Origin of the sequence: Streptomyces sp. A2-16, from assembly GCF_018128905.1 — a bacterium.
Taxonomy (GTDB): Bacteria; Actinomycetota; Actinomycetes; order Streptomycetales; family Streptomycetaceae; genus Streptomyces.
Map to the genome: position 1 here is coordinate 9,284,931 of NZ_CP063808.1, position 17,869 is coordinate 9,302,799.

Annotated in this window: 17 protein-coding genes and 1 riboswitch; of the genes, 7 read left to right on the plus strand and 10 right to left on the minus strand. The window is 70.9% G+C overall.

What is annotated here, in order from left to right:
* Positions 1-13 precede the first annotated feature (13 nt).
* The gene (locus IOD14_RS41615) at positions 14-697 is read right to left on the minus strand and encodes a class I SAM-dependent methyltransferase (RefSeq protein WP_212672971.1); all 684 of its coding nucleotides are present in this window, start codon (positions 695-697) and stop codon (positions 14-16) included.
* A gap of 132 nt (positions 698-829) precedes the next feature.
* On the opposite strand from IOD14_RS41615, the gene IOD14_RS41620 reads away from it, so the two are divergent.
* On the plus strand, positions 830-1,399 hold the full coding sequence (locus IOD14_RS41620) for a hypothetical protein (RefSeq protein ID WP_123990070.1): 570 nt from the start codon (positions 830-832) through the stop codon (positions 1,397-1,399).
* Here the strand turns inward: IOD14_RS41620 and IOD14_RS41625 are convergent.
* The 7 genes from IOD14_RS41625 to thrC all read right to left on the minus strand — a co-directional run bounded on the left by IOD14_RS41625 (position 1,396) and on the right by thrC (position 9,434).
* Complete coding sequence (locus IOD14_RS41625; protein ID WP_212672972.1) at positions 1,396-2,943, minus strand: carboxylesterase family protein; 1,548 nt, start codon at positions 2,941-2,943, stop codon at positions 1,396-1,398. The genes IOD14_RS41620 and IOD14_RS41625 overlap by 4 nt on opposite strands.
* Positions 2,944-3,004: 61 nt before the next feature.
* Positions 3,005-3,613, minus strand: a complete 609-nt coding sequence (locus IOD14_RS41630; protein ID WP_212672973.1) for a GNAT family N-acetyltransferase — start codon at positions 3,611-3,613, stop codon at positions 3,005-3,007.
* A gap of 58 nt (positions 3,614-3,671) precedes the next feature.
* Positions 3,672-4,805 carry an NADH:flavin oxidoreductase gene (locus tag IOD14_RS41635; RefSeq protein WP_212672974.1) on the minus strand — a complete coding sequence of 378 codons (1,134 nt, stop codon included), beginning with the start codon at positions 4,803-4,805 and terminating at the stop codon, positions 3,672-3,674.
* Between the two features lie 346 nt (positions 4,806-5,151).
* Positions 5,152-6,774 carry a chaperonin GroEL gene (gene groL, locus IOD14_RS41640; protein ID WP_123990074.1) on the minus strand — a complete coding sequence of 541 codons (1,623 nt, stop codon included), beginning with the start codon at positions 6,772-6,774 and terminating at the stop codon, positions 5,152-5,154.
* Positions 6,775-7,140: 366 nt separating this feature from the next.
* On the minus strand, positions 7,141-7,347 hold the full coding sequence (locus tag IOD14_RS41645; RefSeq protein WP_007382895.1) for a cold-shock protein: 207 nt from the start codon (positions 7,345-7,347) through the stop codon (positions 7,141-7,143).
* A 443-nt stretch (positions 7,348-7,790) separates the two neighbouring features.
* Entirely contained in the window at positions 7,791-8,066 is a 276-nt protein-coding gene (locus IOD14_RS41650; RefSeq protein WP_123990075.1) for a MoaD/ThiS family protein, read from the minus strand.
* Between the two features lie 81 nt (positions 8,067-8,147).
* A complete protein-coding gene (gene thrC, locus IOD14_RS41655; RefSeq protein WP_123990076.1) occupies positions 8,148-9,434 on the minus strand; it encodes a threonine synthase in 1,287 nt (428 codons plus the stop codon).
* Between the two features lie 17 nt (positions 9,435-9,451).
* A riboswitch (SAM riboswitch) is annotated at positions 9,452-9,610 on the minus strand.
* Positions 9,611-9,745: 135 nt separating this feature from the next.
* Here thrC and IOD14_RS41660 point away from each other — a divergent pair.
* The 3 genes from IOD14_RS41660 to otsB all read left to right on the plus strand — a co-directional run bounded on the left by IOD14_RS41660 (position 9,746) and on the right by otsB (position 13,025).
* Positions 9,746-10,690, plus strand: coding sequence for a glucosyl-3-phosphoglycerate synthase (locus IOD14_RS41660; RefSeq protein ID WP_123990077.1), 945 nt, complete (start codon positions 9,746-9,748; stop codon positions 10,688-10,690).
* A 116-nt stretch (positions 10,691-10,806) separates the two neighbouring features.
* Positions 10,807-12,201, plus strand: a complete 1,395-nt coding sequence (locus IOD14_RS41665) for a trehalose-6-phosphate synthase (RefSeq protein WP_123990078.1) — start codon at positions 10,807-10,809, stop codon at positions 12,199-12,201.
* A 2-nt stretch (positions 12,202-12,203) separates the two neighbouring features.
* Positions 12,204-13,025, plus strand: a complete 822-nt coding sequence (gene otsB, locus IOD14_RS41670) for a trehalose-phosphatase (protein WP_123990079.1) — start codon at positions 12,204-12,206, stop codon at positions 13,023-13,025.
* 3 nt (positions 13,026-13,028) lie between these two features.
* On the opposite strand, the gene IOD14_RS41675 is transcribed toward otsB, so the two are convergent.
* On the minus strand, positions 13,029-13,262 hold the full coding sequence (locus IOD14_RS41675; protein ID WP_123990080.1) for a DUF3263 domain-containing protein: 234 nt from the start codon (positions 13,260-13,262) through the stop codon (positions 13,029-13,031).
* A 63-nt stretch (positions 13,263-13,325) separates the two neighbouring features.
* Entirely contained in the window at positions 13,326-14,534 is a 1,209-nt protein-coding gene (locus IOD14_RS41680) for an extracellular solute-binding protein (protein ID WP_212673509.1), read from the minus strand.
* A 169-nt stretch (positions 14,535-14,703) separates the two neighbouring features.
* Between IOD14_RS41680 and IOD14_RS41685 the strand changes: the two genes are divergently transcribed.
* The 3 genes from IOD14_RS41685 (at position 14,704) to IOD14_RS41695 (ending at position 17,867) form a co-directional block, all read left to right on the plus strand.
* A complete protein-coding gene (locus tag IOD14_RS41685; protein WP_123990081.1) occupies positions 14,704-15,648 on the plus strand; it encodes an ROK family protein in 945 nt (314 codons plus the stop codon).
* Positions 15,648-16,859: an N-acetylglucosamine-6-phosphate deacetylase gene (nagA, locus tag IOD14_RS41690; RefSeq protein WP_249126200.1), complete on the plus strand. Its 1,212-nt coding sequence runs from the start codon at positions 15,648-15,650 to the stop codon at positions 16,857-16,859. The genes IOD14_RS41685 and nagA overlap by 1 nt, the downstream gene beginning before the upstream one ends.
* A gap of 78 nt (positions 16,860-16,937) precedes the next feature.
* Positions 16,938-17,867, plus strand: a complete 930-nt coding sequence (locus IOD14_RS41695; protein WP_123990082.1) for a 1-phosphofructokinase family hexose kinase — start codon at positions 16,938-16,940, stop codon at positions 17,865-17,867.
* Positions 17,868-17,869: the final 2 nt, after the last annotated feature.

Here is a 17,869-nt window from a genome sequence, read left to right on the forward strand (position 1 = left end):
TGATGTCGTGCTCTCACCTTGGCGTCGTTCGAAGCCTGCCCGGATCGACATCCTCCCGCAATTTCTTCCAGACGAGGGTGTAGCGCCAGAAGAGCCGCCGCCTGAGCCGGGCCCCGGGGAGAACGCGGCGGGCCTCGCGGACCAGCTCCGTGTACGGGACGTCGGGCCGGCGGGTCACGGCGGTCATCGCGACGGGGAGAGGAGCCTTTCGCCCCCGGTTCTTGATCCAGCCGGAGATCAGGTTGAGCGGGACGGAAACGAGACCCAGCAACTGCTGGGCACGGGTGTCCTCCTCGGCACAGCCGACGATCACCAGGGTTCCACCGGGGGCCAGTTGCCGCCGGAAGTGGTCGAGGGTCTCGGTCAGGGGGAGGTGGTGGAGCACGGCGACGCAGGTGATGACGTCGTAGGGGGCGCCTCGGTCGTACGACCGCCCGTCCGCGACGGCATAGACGACGGGGAGGCCGGGACCGGTCGCCTCCCTCGCCTCGCCGATGATCCGCTCGTCGCTGTCGATGCCGTGCACCTGGCCGGCCCGGGTCGCCAGCAGCCGGGCCAGCTCACCGGAACCGCAGCCGACGTCGAGGGCACGGCCGAAGCGACGGGGCAGCCGGCGCATGATCCACGGGTGGAAGTGGGCGTTGTGGCTCCACGGGTGGGCGTCGTTGAAGCAGGCAAGGGTGTCCAGGAGGGGCATGGGCTCATTCCACAGGCCTTCGTCCCGGGGCACCATGGGGGGAGGAGGCGCCACCACGACCCCGGCACCGCCCGGCGTCCGCCGGCGTCACCCCGGATACCGAAAATCTCGAGGACTGCGCAGACTGACACCATGAACCACGCCCAGCTCACCGCCCTAGGCCGTGCCCTGCGTCTCCTCGGCGAGCACGGCGACGCTCTCGCCGGTGACACCCCGGACGCCAAGCTGCACGAGATGAAGGCCGATCTCAAGCGGGCCCTGGACCTCCTGGAGGACAGCGTCACCGCCGCCGCCCCCACCACCCGCTGCGCCGAGCACCCGAACGGGCCGGTTGACGAGAACGCCCCCGACCTGTGCCTGCTGTGCGAGACCCGGCGCCGGGCGGCCCGCCGTGCCGAGATCAACGGGCCCGGCGCGCGCCCGAGGACCGCCGGACCCGCCCCCTCCCGGTACGGGGTGCGGGAGGACCGGCCGCAGCCCCAGCAGCGCTGGCTGCCGGAGCAGTGGACCGGCCAGGAGTGGCAGCTGTGCGGGACGCCGAGGCGGGACCGGCACGAGGCGGAGCTCTACATCCACGCCCAGCGCCGTGCCCCGCGCGCCGCGATGGCGTACCGGCTCGTCCACGAGTTCACCGACTACGAGGTGCTGCGCGTATGGGGCACCCCGGTGCGGGTGGACATCGAGCCGCTCGGCAACCTCTAGAGCCCCAGAGCCCCGGCGCCCTGTTTCAGCAGGGGCAGCGCCCGGAAGTCGTACCCCTCCCACAGCCGCCGCGAGACCTCCTCCGGGTACGGCCGCACCTCCGGTGCGACGTCCAGGACCCGCGTCGGGCGGCCCTCGCCGTCGTACGCCGGCCACCCGGGGTCCCCGGTCCGCGCGAACCCGGTCCATGCCGACTGGAAGTGCGAGGTCAGCGCCCTGGCCTCGTCCGGCACCCCGGTCCCCGCGAACAGCAGACTCCCGAGATCGGCGTCGTACGTGCCGAACAGCAGCGGAATGTCCAGCCCGTGGCACGCGCCGAGCGCCCCGCCGAACGCCGGTGCGGACCAGGTCAGTTCGTACAGGTGGGCCCGGCCGCCGCCGGTGCCCTGCGCCTCCGCCAGCCGCAGTGACGGCATGGCGAACAGCCAGTCCGTCTGGACGCGCTCGTACAGCTCGGTCGGTGTGGCGTCCGGGTGGGCCGCGCGGTAGGAGTGCTCTCCGCCCGGGCCCGGCGCGTACCTCCGCAGCGCCGCGGCCGCCTGTTCCTCGGTGATCCTGCCGAGCCGATCGCCCAGGGCGAGGAAGAGCCGGTACTCGTCCCGGTTGTGCCCGACGAGCAGCTCCACGTCCCGTCCCGCGCCCGCCGCCAGCGCCTCCCAGGGCGTGCACGGCAGCACCTCGCCGTCGACGACGGGAGCGAAGGGGGTGGCGGTGGGTGCGACCTGCCCCCAGCGGTCGCCGTACTCGCGCATCCGCAGGCTCAACCGCTCCCCCACCACGGGCAGTTCACGCGGGTCCACGGCGGACAGCGCGGCCGCCGTCGCGGCGAGTCCCGCCTCCTTGCCGAGCTCCACCGCGATGTCCCCGGCGAGTTCGGCGGAGAAGTACGTACCGGGCACGCTCTGCGTGACGGCCCGCCCGAACAGCCCCCGGGCGGCGGGCATCGCCAACAGCGAGGCCACCGACCCCGCCCCCGCCGACTCCCCGAAGACCGTGACCCGGCCGGGGTCCCCGCCGAACGCCGTGATGTTGTCCCGCACCCATTCCAGCGCCGCGACCTGGTCCAGCAGCCCCCGGTTCGGGGGCGCCCCCGCCAGCAGGGCGAACCCCTCGATGCCGACGCGGTAGTTGAGGGTCACGACGACCATGTCACCGGCGCGCGCGAGGTGCTGGGCGTCGTAGCCGGGGCTGCCGGCGTGACCGAGTTTGTAGGCACCGCCGTAGATCCACACCATCACGGGCCGGCGGGCCTGCGGGTCCGTCGTGGGGGTCCAGACGTTGACCGTGAGCCAGTCGTCGCCGGCGGGCGTCGCAGGCGCGTCGGCCCGGCTCCCGAAAGCGGACTCCTGCGGGGGCGGAGGTCCGAAGGCATCCGCCTCCCGGGTCCCCTCCCAGCTCCTGACGGGCCGTGGCGCCTGGAACCGGGCCGTTCCGACCGGGGGTTCGGCGAACGGGATCCCGCGGAAGACCACCAGTCCGTCCTCGGCGCGCCCGCGCACGGCACCGGCCGCGGTGCGCACGTCGAGTTCCTCGGCTGACGTCATCGTCCGACTCCTCACAGGTAGGGGCTGCCGGCTTCACTCCAGCCCACTTCCCTTGCCTGAGTCAACCAAGTCGGCGCGGGGGCCTCCACATGGTCGTGACCACCTGCCCGCCCGCGAGGACGATCTCGTCCCGCACACCGAAACCGACGCTCTCGTAGCACCCCAGGTTGGCGGGGTTGGTCGACTCCAGGTAGGCGGGCGCGCCGAGTTCGTCGATGCGACGGAGACCCTCGGCGACCAGCCCCATGCCGAGCCCCTTGCCGCGATGGTCCGCGTGGGTGCCGAGAATGGTGAGGCAGAAGAACGGCTCGGTGGGACGGGCCTCCTCGAACCGCTCCCCCACCGCCATGATCGCGCGAGCGGTGGCGGGATCCGTGGCCGCCGCCAGCCGCCCCTCCAGCCCGGCCGCCTCCTCCGCCGTGAGCTCGGTCCCGTCCGGCGGGATCCACACGGCGGCGGCCTCGACGCCGGGCGTCACCAGGGTCCACGGGTACCGGACCGCGGAGGCGGCGTAGACCCGCCACATGACGGCGGCCTGCTCGGCCCGTCGCCCCTCGTCGGGGAAGGCGGCCGCTCCCCAGACGGGGTCGTGCAGGAAGGCGCTGGTGAAGACGGAGACGAGGGAGTCGACGTCGGAGGGGGTGGCGGTACGGGCGGGGGTGTGGGCCATGCCGCCATTGTCGGCCCGCTCCGGGAGCGGGACGCCGGCCCACACCCACCTCATACCGTCAGCTCAACGACTTCAGCGCGGACGCGTCGTACGGCTGGAGCTCGTCGAAACGGCCGGCGAGCACCTTCGCGGCCCACTCGGGGTCCTGGAGCAGCGCCCGGCCGACGGCGACCATGTCGTACTCCTCGCGCTCCAGGGCGTCGAGCAGGTCGTCGATGGCCTTGACCGGGGAGCCCTCGCCCATGAAGCCGCGGATGAAGTCGCCGTCGAGGCCGACCGAGCCGACGGTGATGGTGGTCCTGCCGGTGAGCTTCTTGGTCCAGCCGGCGAGGTTGAGGTCGGAGCCGTCGAACTCGGGGAGCCAGTAGCGGCGCGTGGAGGCGTGGAAGGCGTCGACACCGGCCGCGGCGAGCGGGGCGAGGATCGCCTCCAGCTCCTCGGGCGTCTCGGCGAGGCGCGCCTTGTAGGCCTCCTGCTTCCACTGCGAGTACCGGAAGATGATCGGGAACTCGGGCGATACCGTCTCGCGTACGGCCGCCACGATCTCCGCCGCGAACTTGGTGCGGGCGACCGGGTCACCGCCGTAGGCGTCGGTGCGGCGGTTGGTGCCCGCCCACAGGAACTGGTCGAGGAGGTAGCCGTGGGCGCCGTGCAGCTCCACGCCGTCGAAGCCGATGCGCTCGGCCGCGGCCGCCGCCTCGGCGAACGCGCCGATGACGTCGTCCAGGTCGCGCTGGGTCATCGCCTTGCCGGTGGGCTCGTCGGCGCCGATGCGGATGCCGGAGGGGCCGACGGCGGGGGCGTCGGCGTAGGGCTGCTGCCCCTGCTCGCGGACCATGCCGATGTGCCACAGCTGCGGGACGATGGTGCCGCCCGCCGCGTGCACCTGCTCGGCGACCTTCGCCCAGCCCGCCAGCTGCTCCTCACCGTGGAACCGCGGGACGCTGCCGCTGTTCCCGGCCGACTCGTGGCCGACGTAGGTGCCCTCGGTGACGATCAGGCCGACTCCGGCGGCCGCGCGGCGGGCGTAGTACGACGCCACGTCCTCGCCGGGGATGCCGCCCGGGGAGAACATGCGGGTCATGGGCGCCATCGCGATGCGGTTCGGGACGGTCAGGCCGTTGATGTGGGCCGGGCGGGAGAGGATCTCGGCGGCGCGGGAGGTGGCCGGAGGGGTGGCGGGGGCGGTCACGTGGGGGTACTCCTCGGTATGTGCATGCGCATAGACAGTTCCCCTACCTCAACCGCCACGCACGGCACGGCATTTCCGACCGGTCCGTGATCCAGCGCACACATGAGGAAAGCCCGCCCCACTGTCGTGGGACGGGCTTCTCGCGGAGCGCCGGGCAGGCCTTGCACCTGCATTTCCCCGCAGGAAGCGGGGCGTCTTTCCTTGGACCACCAACGCGTAGTCGACCGACGGAGCTTCACGTCGACCGGCTCGTGATCAATCATAGCGCAGAAAAAACCGCGGGCGGCACACCCCGCTTCCGGGAAGTGCCGCCCTCGGCAAGGACGTTGATCAACCCTCAGGTCGATCAGAAGTCCATGTCACCGCCCGGCATGCCGCCACCGGCAGGCGCGGCGGCCTTCTCCGGCTTGTCGGCGATGACGGCCTCGGTGGTGAGGAAGAGCGCGGCGATGGAGGCGGCGTTCTGCAGGGCAGAGCGGGTCACCTTCGCCGGGTCGATGATGCCTTCGGCGATCATGTCGACGTACTCACCGGTCGCGGCGTTCAGGCCGTGGCCGACGGGCAGGTTGCGCACCTTCTCGACGATGACGCCACCCTCGAGACCACCGTTGACGGCGATCTGCTTGAGCGGGGCCTCCAGGGCCAGCTTCACGGCGTTGGCGCCGGTCAGCTCGTCACCCTCCAGGTCCAGCTTCTCGAAGACCGAGGAGGCCTGGATGAGGGCCACGCCACCACCGGCGACGATGCCCTCCTCGACGGCCGCCTTCGCGTTGCGAACGGCGTCCTCGATGCGGTGCTTGCGCTCCTTGAGCTCGACCTCGGTCGCGGCACCGGCCTTGATGACGGCGACGCCACCGGCGAGCTTGGCCAGGCGCTCCTGGAGCTTCTCGCGGTCGTAGTCCGAGTCGCTGTTCTCGATCTCGGCGCGGATCTGGTTGACGCGACCGTTGACCTGGTCGGACGAACCGGCACCGTCGACGATGGTGGTCTCGTCCTTGGTGATGACGACCTTGCGGGCGCGGCCCAGGAGGTCCAGGGTCGCGTTCTCCAGCTTGAGGCCGACCTCCTCGGAGATGACCTCGCCGCCCGTGAGGATGGCGATGTCGCCGAGCATGGCCTTGCGGCGGTCACCGAAGCCCGGGGCCTTGACGGCGACGGACTTGAAGGTGCCGCGGATCTTGTTGACGACCAGGGTCGACAGGGCCTCGCCCTCGACGTCCTCGGCGATGATCAGCAGCGGCTTGCCCGACTGCATGACCTTCTCCAGGAGCGGGAGCAGGTCCTTGACGGAGCCGATCTTGGAGTTGGCGATGAGGATGTAGGGGTCGTCGAGCGACGCCTCCATGCGCTCCATGTCGGTGGCGAAGTACGCCGAGATGTAGCCCTTGTCGAAGCGCATACCCTCGGTGAGCTCCAGCTCCAGACCGAAGGTCTGGGACTCCTCGACGGTGATGACGCCTTCCTTGCCGACCTTGTCCATCGCCTCGGCGATGAGCTCGCCGATCTGGGTGTCGGCGGCGGAGATGGAGGCCGTGGAAGCGATCTGCTCCTTGGTCTCGACATCCTTGGCCTGCTCGAGCAGGGCGGCGGAGACGGCCTCGACAGCCCTCTCGATACCGCGCTTGAGGGCCATCGGGTTGGCGCCGGCGGCTACGTTGCGCAGGCCCTCGCGGACCAGCGCCTGCGCCAGAACGGTCGCGGTGGTCGTACCGTCACCGGCGACGTCGTCCGTCTTCTTGGCGACTTCCTTGACCAGCTCGGCGCCGATCTTCTCGTACGGGTCCTCGAGCTCGATCTCCTTGGCGATGGAAACACCATCGTTGGTGATCGTGGGGGCGCCCCACTTCTTCTCGAGGACGACGTTGCGACCCTTGGGGCCGAGCGTCACCTTGACGGCGTCCGCGAGCTGGTTCATGCCGCGCTCGAGGCCGCGCCGCGCCTCCTCGTCGAACGCGATGATCTTGGCCATGTGAAGTGGTCCCTCCAGGACTGGGGGTGATTCCTTCGGACCGCGCCCGCGCCCGCGACGGACGGCTCGCACACCTCGTGGGTTCCTTCCCCACCTGGCCTGCGGGCCTCACCGACCCGGTCCTTCGTTGTCACTCTCACCTTCAGAGTGCTAACGCCAATGATTAGCACTCGGCATGGTCGAGTGCAAGCGCCTCTCAGGGAACGGCCAGGAACGACAGGGGGTGCGAGGGGTGTGCGAGGGGTGTGGCAGGGGTCCCGGCGGGGCCCCGGGACATGCCGAAGGGCCCGTACCCATGACTCCCCATGGGGTACGAGCCCTTCGAAGAAGAACGAAGAACGACGCTGTTGTTACCCGGCGCGTGCTTCAGCCAGTCGCGAGACGGACCATGTCCGCCTGCGGCCCCTTCTGACCCTGCGAGATCTCGAACTCGACCCGCTGGCCCTCTTCAAGGGTGCGGTAGCCGTCCATCTGAATCGCGCTGTAGTGGACGAATACATCCGCACCACCGTCGACCGCGATGAAGCCGTACCCCTTCTCCGCGTTGAACCACTTGACGGTGCCCTGAGCCATGCCTAACTCCCCTATTACTGGCCCTTGCACGGATCCACACTTCGTGGATCCGGGTCAGACCTCACCCCCCACATGGTTGGGGGCGTGCGCCGGAACGCGTCGACCGCGGCTGAATGTATCTGTCCAACTGCCGTCTGCAACAGGTCAATCGGACGAGAATTCTGGACGGAAGGGGTCCGGAATGTAGCGAGAATTCGCCCGAATTCGGGGCAAGTCGGGCCCCACAAAAGGAGCATAAGACGCAAAGAACCCACACACTTTGGCTACTTCTCGTCGCATCCGAAGTCGGCACTCATATGCGCCCGGCATGAAGGAAGCAGCAGCTTCCCCAACTGTACCGCGCTCAACCATAGAGAATTGCCCCCTCCGCTTCTCTCGCGGAGAGGGCAATCGGATGAACACTCGGTAATTACTGTTACCGAAGGTAATGACCAGTCATACGGTCACCCGCCGGCGACCGCCGGGATGATGGAGACGCCGGCCCCGTCGGGCGTCGCCGTCTCCAGCCCCTGCTCGAACCGCACATCGTCGTCGTTCACGTACACATTCACGAACCGCCGCAGCTTGCCCTGGTCGTCGAGAACGCGGGCGGCGATACCGGTGTGGTTCTTCTCCAGGTCCGCGATGACCTCGGCGAGGGTCCCGCCCTCGGCCTGCACCTCGGCCTGGCCGCCGGTGTAGGTGCGCAGGATGGTGGGGATACGGACGGAAACGCTCATGTTCAGACCTCCGGTCGGATAAGGCTTTCAGGGGGCTCGGGGAGCTGCGCGACCTGCCCCCACCGGCCCGCGGACAGACGACTACGCGAGGCCGGCCTCGCGGAACGAGTCGAGGTTGGGGCGGATGGTCGCGGTCAGTCCCGTACCCGCCACCGCGTCCAGCGTCTTCAGACCGTCCCCGGTGTTCAGCACAACGGTCGTCAGCGAGGGGTCCAGCACCCCGTTCTCGATCAGCTTGCGGGTCACGCCCACGGTCACGCCACCCGCGGTCTCCGCGAAGATGCCCTCCGTACGGGCGAGCAGCTTGATCGCGTCCACGACCTGCTCGTCGTTCACGTCCTCCACCGCACCGCCGGTGCGACGGGCGATGTCCAGCACGTACGGGCCGTCCGCGGGGTTGCCGATGGCCAGCGACTTGGCGATGGTGTTCGGCTTCTGGGGCCGGACCACGTCATGGCCCGCCTTGTACGCGACCGACACCGGCGAGCACCCCTCCGCCTGCGCACCGAAGATCTTGTACGGCCTGTCCTCGACGAGCCCGAGCTTGATCAGCTCCTGCAGACCCTTGTCGATCTTCGTGAGCTGCGAGCCGGAGGCGATCGGCACCACCAGCTGGTCGGGGAGCTTCCAGCCCAGCTGCTCGCAGATCTCGTACGCCAGGGTCTTGGACCCCTCCGCGTAGTACGGCCGCAGGTTGACGTTGACGAAGCCCCAGCCCTCACCGGCCGGGTCGCCGATCAGCTCGGAGCAGAAGCGGTTCACGTCGTCGTAGTTGCCCTCGATGCCGACGAGCTCGCCGCCGTAGATCGCGGCCATGACGACCTTGCCCTGCTCCAGGTCGTGCGGGATGAACACGCAGGAGCGGAAGCCGGCCCGGGCGGCCGCGGCACCCACCGCGCCGGCCAGGTTGCCGGTCGAGGAGCAGGAGAGGGTGGTGAAGCCGAAGGCGCGCGCCGCCTCCAGGGCCTGCGCCACCACGCGGTCCTTGAAGGAGTGCGTGGGGTTGCCGGAGTCGTCCTTGATGTACAGACCGCCGGTCACGCCGAGCTCGCGGGCGAGGTTGTCGGCCTTGACGAGCTGGGTCCAGCCGGGGTTGATGTTGGGCTTGTCCGCCACGTCCGCGGGGACGGGCAGCAGCGGGGCGTATCGCCAGATGTTCGCGGGTCCCGCCTCGATCTGCTTGCGGAGCTCCTCGGTGTCGTAGGCCGAGAAGTCGTAGGCGATCTCGAGCGGGCCGAAACACTCCTCGCACGCGAAGACCGGGCCGAGCGGGACGCGGTGACCGCATTCGCGGCAGCTCAGCGCCGCGGCGGGACCGAGGTCGACGGTCGTGGAGTCGGTGGTGCTTGCAACAGTCTGCGCAGCCATGGAGGCGAGGCCCTTTCTCCTCATCTTCCTCACGACGCACTTCGCCGTGAGACGGATTTGGCACCTTCCCGAGCCGGGAGCCTCGCGGAGACGATCGTCAGTGATCACTACGAGAACCGACTGGAGGGTTGCCGGGGCTTCATCGGGCCGTATCCCTCTGCCCCTCTGGATGAGCGGTATGAAGTTGTGAACGGCGGGCCACCCTGGACATGCGATGGTCATCCGCGTTGTTCAAGACTGTAACCGACGACCAGGACAGTTGAGAGAGTCGTCCGAACCGCGAGATGGATCACAAGTGAGGAGCCGCCTACGTGCTGGAAGAAGTCGAGCGCTGGCTGAGCACCCGCTCCTGGTCGCTGACCGACCGGCCGCTGCACCGGATCATGGCCGCCAAGCAGCGCACCGGACAGCGGGTCAGTGTCGTGCTGCCCGCGCTCAACGAGGAGGAGACGGTCGGTGACATCGTCTCCGTGATACGTCACGACCTGGTGCGTCAGGTTCCGCTGGTCGACGAGATCGTCGTCGTCGACTCGGGGTCGACCGACCGCACCTCGCAGGTGGCCGCCGCGGCCGGTGCCACGGTGGTGCACCGCGACGAGATCCTGCCCCGGCTGCCCGCCCTGCCCGGCAAGGGCGAGGTCCTGTGGCGCTCCCTGCTGGTCACCACCGGGGACATCGTCTGCTTCATCGACGCCGACCTGAAGGAGTTCTCCTCGGACTTCGTCTCCGGCATCGTCGGCCCCCTGCTCACCGACCCCGAGGTCGACCTGGTCAAGGGCATGTACGACCGTCCCCTGGGCGGCGCCGCCGGACAGGGCGGCCGGGTCACCGAGCTCATGGCGCGCCCGCTGCTGAACATGCACTGGCCGCAGCTGGCCGGTTTCGTGCAGCCGCTGGGCGGCGAGTACGCGGCCCGGCGCTCGTTGCTGGAGCAGCTCCCGTTCCCCGTCGGCTACGGCGTGGAGCTCGGCATGCTGGTCGACGCCCTGCACCTGGTGGGTCTCGACGCGCTCGCCCAGGTCGACGTGGGGGTGCGCAAGCACCGTCACCAGGACGGGCAGGCCCTGGGCCGGATGTCCGCCGCGATCTACCGCACCGCGCAGCTCCGGCTGGCCCGCGGCCACATGATCCGCCCGGCCCTGACCCAGTTCGAGCGGGGCGAGACGGGCTTCGAGCCGCGCACGTACTCGGTGGACACGGAGGAACGGCCGCCGATGCGGGAGATCACGGAGTACATGAAAAGAAGGGTCGCGTAGTCCCGCCCGGAGACCGGGGGAACTGCGCGACCGGCCGCCACCGTCCCGCGGCCGAAGGTCCGGCCGCAGCGGACGGGAACGTTTGAGCGGTTGGGTGCCGGGCTAGGTTTCGAGGCATGGCTTCTTCGCACAACGCCCGCGTCCTGGTCGCGTCCAATCGAGGTCCCGTCTCGTACGACGTGGGCGACGACGGCTCGCTGCGAGCCAGGCGCGGCGGCGGCGGCCTCGTCTCCGGCCTGTCGGCGATCGGGCCGGAGTCCGACGCGCTGTGGGTGTGCTCGGCCCTGTCCGACGGCGACCGCGAGGCGGTGCGGCAGGGGGTCGGCGAGGACGGCGTCCGGATGCTCGCGATCCCCGCCGACGTGCACGCGGACGCGTACAACGGCATCGCGAACTCGGTCCTCTGGTTCGTACACCATCTCCTCTACCAGACCCCGCTGGAGCCGACCTTCGACGCGGAGTTCCGGCGGCAGTGGGCGTCGTACGAGACGTACAACCGCGCCTTCGCGGAGGCGCTCGCGGAGGAGGCGGCCGAGGGGGCGGCGGTCCTGGTGCAGGACTACCACCTGTGCCTGGTGCCGGGGATGCTCCGCGAACTCCGCCCCGACCTGCGCATCGCCCACTTCTCGCACACGCCGTGGGCGCCGGTGGAGTACTTCCGGATGCTGCCGGACGACATCGCGGAGCAGTTGCTGCGCGGCATGCTCGGCGCCGACCGGCTCGGCTTCCTCACCCACCGCTGGGCGGACGCCTTCACGGCCTGCTGCACGGCGCTCGTGGACGGGCTCGGACGGACGCGGATCGGGGTGCACGGCCTTGGCGCGGACGCGGACTTCCTGCGCGCCCGCTCCCACGAGGCCGACGTCGAGGAGCGGATCGTCGCCCTGCGCGAGGAGATCGGCGAGGGCCGGAAGACCATCGTGCGGGTGGACCGGACCGAGCTGTCCAAGAACATCGTGCGCGGGCTGCTCGCCTACCGAAGGCTGCTGGAGTCGCGGCCCGAGTGGCGGGAGCGGGTGGTGCACGTGGCGTTCGCGTACCCGTCTCGGCAGGACCTGGCGGTGTACCGGGAGTACACCGCCGAGGTGCAGCGGCAGGCGGAGGAGATCAACGACACCTTCGGCACCCCTGGCTGGACCCCGGTCCTGCTGAATCTGAAGGACGACTTCGCGCGCTCCCTCGCCGCCTACCGGCTGGCCGACGTGGCGCTGGTCAACCCCATCCGGGACGGCATGAACCTGGTCGCCAAGGAGGTGCCGGTGGTCTCCGACGAGGCGTGCGCGCTGGTGCTGTCGCGGGAGGCCGGGGCGTACGAGGAGCTCGGTGACGAGTCGATCGTGGTGAACCCCTTCGACGTGGAGCAGACGGCGGCGGCCCTGCACGAGGCCCTGACGATGCCGGCGCACGAACGGGCCGAACGCGCGAAGCGGCTGGCCGCGGCGGCGACGGCGCTCCCCCCGGCCCAGTGGTTCCTGGACCAGCTGACCGCGCTGACCGCGCTGAACGGGTGAGCATGAACCTTCCTGTGCCCCTCAACTCCGCCGGGCGGGACGGCCTGCGGGCGATCCTCGCGGAGCCGCACCGGGCGGTGATCGGCCTGGACTTCGACGGGACGCTCGCGCCGATCGTGGCGGACCCGGAGAAGGCGTTCGCCCACCCCGAGGCGGTGCCGGCGCTCGCGGCGCTCGCGCCGAAGGTGGCGTCCGTGGCGGTGATCACCGGCCGCCCGGCCGCGGTCGCGGTCCGCAACGGCGGTTTCGCCGAGGTGCCGGGCCTCGAGCACCTGACCGTGCTCGGCCACTACGGCGCCGAGCGCTGGGACGCGGCGACGGGCGAGGTCACGGCCCCCGCCCCGCACCCGGGAGTGGCCGCGGTCCGGGCCGAGCTGCCGGAGCTCCTGGCCGGGACCGGCGCGTGGCTCGAGGAGAAGGGCGGCCGGGCGGTGGCCGTCCACACCCGCCGGGCCGCCGACCCCCAGGCCGCCTTCGACGCCCTCCAGGGACCCCTCACCGACCTGGCCGTCCGCAACGGTCTGATCGTGGAACCCGGCCGCCTCGTCCTGGAGCTCCGCCCGCCCGGCATGGACAAGGGGGTGGCCCTCCTGAAGCACGTGCGCGAGGTCTCCGCCCGGTCCGTGCTGTTCGCCGGCGACGACCTGGGCGATCTGCCCGCGTACTCCGCGGTCGACGAACTGCGCACCGGCGGCACCCCCGGGCTCCTGGTGTGCAGCGGCAGCGACGAGGTGACGGAACTGCGCACGCGGGCCGACCTGGTGGTGGACGGCCCGCAGGGCGTGGTGGGGCTGCTGCGGACGCTGGCGGAGCGGCTCGGCTGACGCTCAGCGCTCCGACCGCCGGGCCTCCCGCACCCTGCGCAGCCGGTTCACCGTGACCGGGTCGAAGGCCAGGGCACGTTCGTCGTCGAGGAGGGCGTTGAGGAGCTGGTAGTAGCGGACCGGGGCCAGGCCCAGTTCCTCCCGTATCGCACGCTCCTTCGCGCCGGGCCCGGCGAATCCGCGGCGCTCCAGCGCGAGCACGTCCCGCTCCCGGCGGTCGAGTTCCGCATGCTCCATGCCCCGACCGTAACGCCCCCCACTGACAAGCGGCCACGGCGGCTGCCGCGGCCGCTTCCGCGCCTACTCCGCCTTCTGCGCGGTCAGCTGCAGCCCGCGCAGCACGTCCGCGGGGCTCCCGTTCGTACTCACCGCCGATCCGATCCGCTTCTTCACGGCCGCGCTGACCGAGGCCCAGGACGTCTTGCCCACGGGCGGCAGCTCCGAGCTGGGCAGCGCGTTCAGGAAGGGCTTGAGGTCGGCGTCCTGGGAGTCCCCGCTCATGGCCTCGGACGCGGAGTTGGTCACCGGCAGCAGGTCGTACTCCCGCGAGAACGCGAGCACGTTCTTCTCGCTGTAGACGAAGTCGAGGAAGTCGCCCACCTGTTCGGCGTGCCCGTTCTGCCGGAAGCTCATCATCCAATCGGCGACGCCCATGGAGTTCTTGGTCCTGCCCTCGGCGCCGGGCATGGGCACCATCCCGAACTTCACCCCCTTCGCGGCGGCCATCTTCATCAGCGAGGGGTGCCCGTTGAGCATGCCGACGTCCCCGGCGGCGAAGGCCGCGAACGCGGCGGCCCGGTTCAGGTTCTCGGGCGCGACGGGGCCGGTCAGTCCCTTGCCGACGAGGTCGTCCTTGAGCCAGTTCAGCGTCGTGACGTTCTCCTCGGAGTCGATGCCGTACGTGCCCATGGAGTCGACGTAGCCGCCGCCCCCGCTCAGCAGCCACTGCATGGTCTCGGCCTGTGCCTCCTCGGGGCCGAGCGGCAGCGCGTACGGGTACTTCACCCCGTCCGCCTTGAGGGCCTCGGCGTCGGCGGCCAGCTGCTTCCACGTCGTCGGCGGGGTGAGGCCGGCGTCGGCGAAGAGGGTCTTGTTGTAGAAGAGCAGCCGGGTCGACGCGGCGAACGGCATCCCGTACTGCATCCCGTTGATCCGCCCGGCGGAGGCGAGCTGCGACACGAAGTCGGCCTGCTCCCGGATGCCGAGCAGGTCGTCGGCCTTGTACAGCAGCCCCTTGTCCGCGTAGTCGGCGTAGGCGCCGATCTGCGCCATGTCGGGCGCCTGCCCCGCGTCGACCAGCTCCTTGACCTTGCGGTCGACGTCGGTCCAGGAGTACACGCTGACGTCGATCTTCACGCCGGGGTGCTGGGCCTCGTACTCCTTGACGAGCTTGTCCCAGTACTTCTGGGAGCTGTCGGCCGAGCTGTCGCCGTAGTCGGCGGCGACCAGCTTCAGCGTCACCTCACCCGATCCTCCGCCGAGCCCGCAGCCGCCGAGGACCGCCGTCATACCCAGTGCGGACACCGCCGCGATCGTTCCCGTCCTTCGCCGCCGCACCGACAACCGCCCCACACTCACGTTCGAAAGCTTTCGAAAAGTCATACATATCTTGGAACTAAGGTCTACACCACGTGAGTGGACTAGACCTCTTGCGGGTCCAAGGGTCACACTGTCCCCCGTGAGACATGTCATCGCCCTCGACGTGGGCGGCACCGGGATGAAGGCGGCCTTGGTCGGCGCGGGCGGCGAGCTCCTGCACCGGGCCCGCCGGGCGACCGGCCGCGAGCGCGGACCGGACGCGGTCGTCGACGGCATCCTCGACTTCGCCGCCGAGCTGCGCGCGTACGGCACCGAGCACCTCGGCGCCCCCGCGGTCGCGGCCGGTGTCGCCGTCCCCGGCATCGTCGACGAGGAGCGGGGCATCGCGGCCTACTCGGCCAACCTGGGCTGGCGGGACGTCCCGCTGCGCGCGCTGCTCGCCGAGCGGCTCGGCGGTGTCCCGGTCGCCCTCGGCCACGACGTCCGCACCGGCGGTCTCGCCGAGGGCCGCATCGGAGCGGGCCAGGGCACCGACCGCTTCCTCTTCGTCGCCCTGGGCACCGGCATCGCGGGCGCGATCGGCATCGCGGGCCGGGTGGAGGCGGGCGCCCACGGCTTCGCGGGCGAGATCGGCCACATCGTCGTACGGCCGGGGGGCACCGCCTGTCCGTGCGGCCTGCGCGGCTGCCTCGAGCGATACGCCTCGGCGGCGGCGGTCAGCGAGGCCTGGGCCGCGGTCACCGGGAATCCCGAGGCGGACGCGGCGGACTGCGCGAAGGCGGTGGAGGCCGAGGACGCGAGGGCCCGGGAGGTCTGGCAGCACGCCGTGGACGCCCTGGCCGACGGCCTGGTCACCGCCCTCACCCTCCTGGACCCCCGCACCCTGATCATCGGTGGCGGCCTGGCCGAGGCGGGGGAAACCTTGTTCACACCGCTGAGGGAGGCGGTCCGCAGCCGGATCACCTTCCAGAAGCTCCCGACGATCGTCCCGGCCGCCCTGGGCGACACGGCGGGCTGCCTGGGTGCCGGCCTGCTGGCCTGGGATCTCCTCGAGACAACGGACCGTACGGAGGTAATTCCCTGATGGCAACGCCGCTAGGGGCGCGGGGAACTGCGCGACCAGCCACGACGAACCCGCACCCCGCGCCGGCCGGAACCCCCCTGGTGCTCTCCGGCGCCAACGTGGTCCTGCCCACGGGAACGGTCGAGAACGGCCAAGTGGTCGTCGAGGGCACGCGAATCACCAGCACCGCCCCCGAGAACGCCCAGGTCGTCGACGTCACCGGAAACTGGCTGGTCCCCGGCTTCGTCGACCTCCACAACCACGGCGGCGGCGGAGCCTCCTTCACCTCGGGCACCACGGACGACATCCTCAAGGGCATCCGCACCCACCTGAACCACGGCACCACCACCCTCGTCGCCTCCACCGTCACGGGCGAGATGGACTTCCTCGCCCACCGGGCCGGCCTGCTGAGCGAGCTCGCCGAACAGGGCGACATCGCCGGCATCCACTTCGAGGGCCCGTTCATCTCCCCCTGCCGCAAGGGCGCGCACTCCGAGGAGCTGCTGCGCGACCCCGACCCGGCGGAGGTCCGCAAGCTGATCGACGCGGCGCGCGGGCAGGCGAGGATGGTCACGCTGGCCACCGAACTCCCCGGCGGCATCGACTCCGTACGGCTCCTCGCCGAGCACGGCGTCATCGCGGCGGTCGGGCACACGGACGCGACGTACGAGCAGACCCTCGAGGCCATCGACGCGGGCGCCACGGTGGCCACGCATCTCTTCAACGCGATGCCGCCCCTGGGCCATCGCGCCCCGGGCCCCATCGCCGCCCTCCTGGAGGACGAGCGGATCACGGTCGAGCTGATCAACGACGGCACGCATCTGCACCCGGCCGCACTGCAACTGGCGTTCCATCACGCGCGTTCCGCCAGGGTCGCGTTCATCACCGACGCCATGGACGCAGCCGGTTTCGGCGACGGCCGTTACATGCTCGGCCCCCTGGAGGTGGAGGTCAGCGAGGGAGTCGCCCGGCTCGTGGAGGGCGGTTCGATCGCGGGCTCGACGCTCACACTGGACCGTGCCTTCAAGCGGGCGGTGACCGTCGACCGGCTGCCGGTCGCGGACGTGGTCGCGGCGATCTCCGCCAACCCGGCCCGGCTGCTGGGCATGTCCGACCGCATCGGCTCGCTGGAGCCGGGCAAGGACGCCGACCTGGTCCTCCTCGACCATCAATTCGACCTCAAGGGCGTCATGCGCCGGGGTGAATGGGTGATCGATCCCCAACTGGGGTGATGTGTCACGCTGTTGAGGCCGGGGACGTCCTGGGAGAATGGCCGGGCACATTTCCGTCTTCGGGGGAGGTCGGCCCGGGTGATCCTCACGGTCACGCTGAACACCGCGCTCGACCTCACGTATCGCGTACGGTCGCTGCGGCCGCACACCAGTCACCGGGTCACCGAGGTCACCGAGCGCCCCGGCGGCAAGGGGGTGAACGTGGCCCGGGTGCTGGCCGCGCTCGGCCATGAGGTGACGGTCACCGGCTTCACGGGCGGTGCCACGGGCCGCATGGTCCAGGACGCCCTCACCGCCGTACCGGGCCTGGTGGACGCGCTCGTCCCGGTGACCGGCGCGACCCGGCGCACGATCGCCGTCGTGGACGAGCAGTCCGGCGACACCACCCAGCTCAACGAACCGGGTCCGACGGTGACGCCCGCCGAGTGGTCGGCCTTCCAGGAGGCGTACGAGGATCTCCTCGCGTCCGTCTCGGCGGTGGCCCTGTGCGGGAGTCTGCCGCCGGGGGTGCCGGTGGGGGCGTACGCGGGCCTGATCCGCACGGCGAAGGCGGCCGGGGTTCCGGTCCTCCTCGACACGAGTGGAGAGGCCCTGCGCCGCGGGGTCGCCGCCCGCCCCGACATCCTCAAGCCGAACACCGAGGAACTGTCCGAACTGACGGGCTCCCACGACCCGCTGCGCGCGACCCAGGACGCGCGTCGCCGGGGCGCCCGGGCGGTGGTCGCCTCCCTCGGCAGGGAGGGCCTCCTCGCGACGACCCCCGAGGGCCGCTGGCGCGCCGTCCCGCCGGCCCACAGCCACGGCAACCCGACGGGCGCGGGCGACGCGGTGGTCGCGGGCCTGCTGTCGGCCCTGGTGGAGCACCTCCCGTGGCCGGCCCGCCTGTCCCGGGCGGCCGCCCTGGCCACCGCGACCGTACTGGCCCCGACGGCAGGCGAGTTCGACCACACGACCTACGAGAACCTGCTGCCCCGGGTCACGGTCACGGGGGAGGTCAGCGCGGCGTGACT

Bases quoted from the DNA above. Each gene is read 5' to 3' on its own strand.
- otsB (WP_123990079.1), top strand. From the start codon at position 12,204: ATGAACCTTCCTGTGCCCCTCAACTCCGCCGGGCGGGACGGCCTGCGG.
- IOD14_RS41615 (WP_212672971.1), bottom strand. From the start codon at position 697: ATGCCCCTCCTGGACACCCTTGCCTGCTTCAACGACGCCCACCCGTGG.
- thrC (WP_123990076.1), bottom strand. From the start codon at position 9,434: ATGGCTGCGCAGACTGTTGCAAGCACCACCGACTCCACGACCGTCGAC.
- IOD14_RS41620 (WP_123990070.1), top strand. From the start codon at position 830: ATGAACCACGCCCAGCTCACCGCCCTAGGCCGTGCCCTGCGTCTCCTC.
- nagA (WP_249126200.1), top strand. From the start codon at position 15,648: ATGGCAACGCCGCTAGGGGCGCGGGGAACTGCGCGACCAGCCACGACG.
- IOD14_RS41650 (WP_123990075.1), bottom strand. From the start codon at position 8,066: ATGAGCGTTTCCGTCCGTATCCCCACCATCCTGCGCACCTACACCGGC.
- groL (WP_123990074.1), bottom strand. From the start codon at position 6,774: ATGGCCAAGATCATCGCGTTCGACGAGGAGGCGCGGCGCGGCCTCGAG.
- IOD14_RS41680 (WP_212673509.1), bottom strand. From the start codon at position 14,534: ATGACGGCGGTCCTCGGCGGCTGCGGGCTCGGCGGAGGATCGGGTGAG.
- IOD14_RS41625 (WP_212672972.1), bottom strand. From the start codon at position 2,943: ATGACGTCAGCCGAGGAACTCGACGTGCGCACCGCGGCCGGTGCCGTG.
- IOD14_RS41645 (WP_007382895.1), bottom strand. From the start codon at position 7,347: ATGGCTCAGGGCACCGTCAAGTGGTTCAACGCGGAGAAGGGGTACGGC.
- IOD14_RS41665 (WP_123990078.1), top strand. From the start codon at position 10,807: ATGGCTTCTTCGCACAACGCCCGCGTCCTGGTCGCGTCCAATCGAGGT.
- IOD14_RS41675 (WP_123990080.1), bottom strand. From the start codon at position 13,262: ATGGAGCATGCGGAACTCGACCGCCGGGAGCGGGACGTGCTCGCGCTG.
- IOD14_RS41630 (WP_212672973.1), bottom strand. From the start codon at position 3,613: ATGGCCCACACCCCCGCCCGTACCGCCACCCCCTCCGACGTCGACTCC.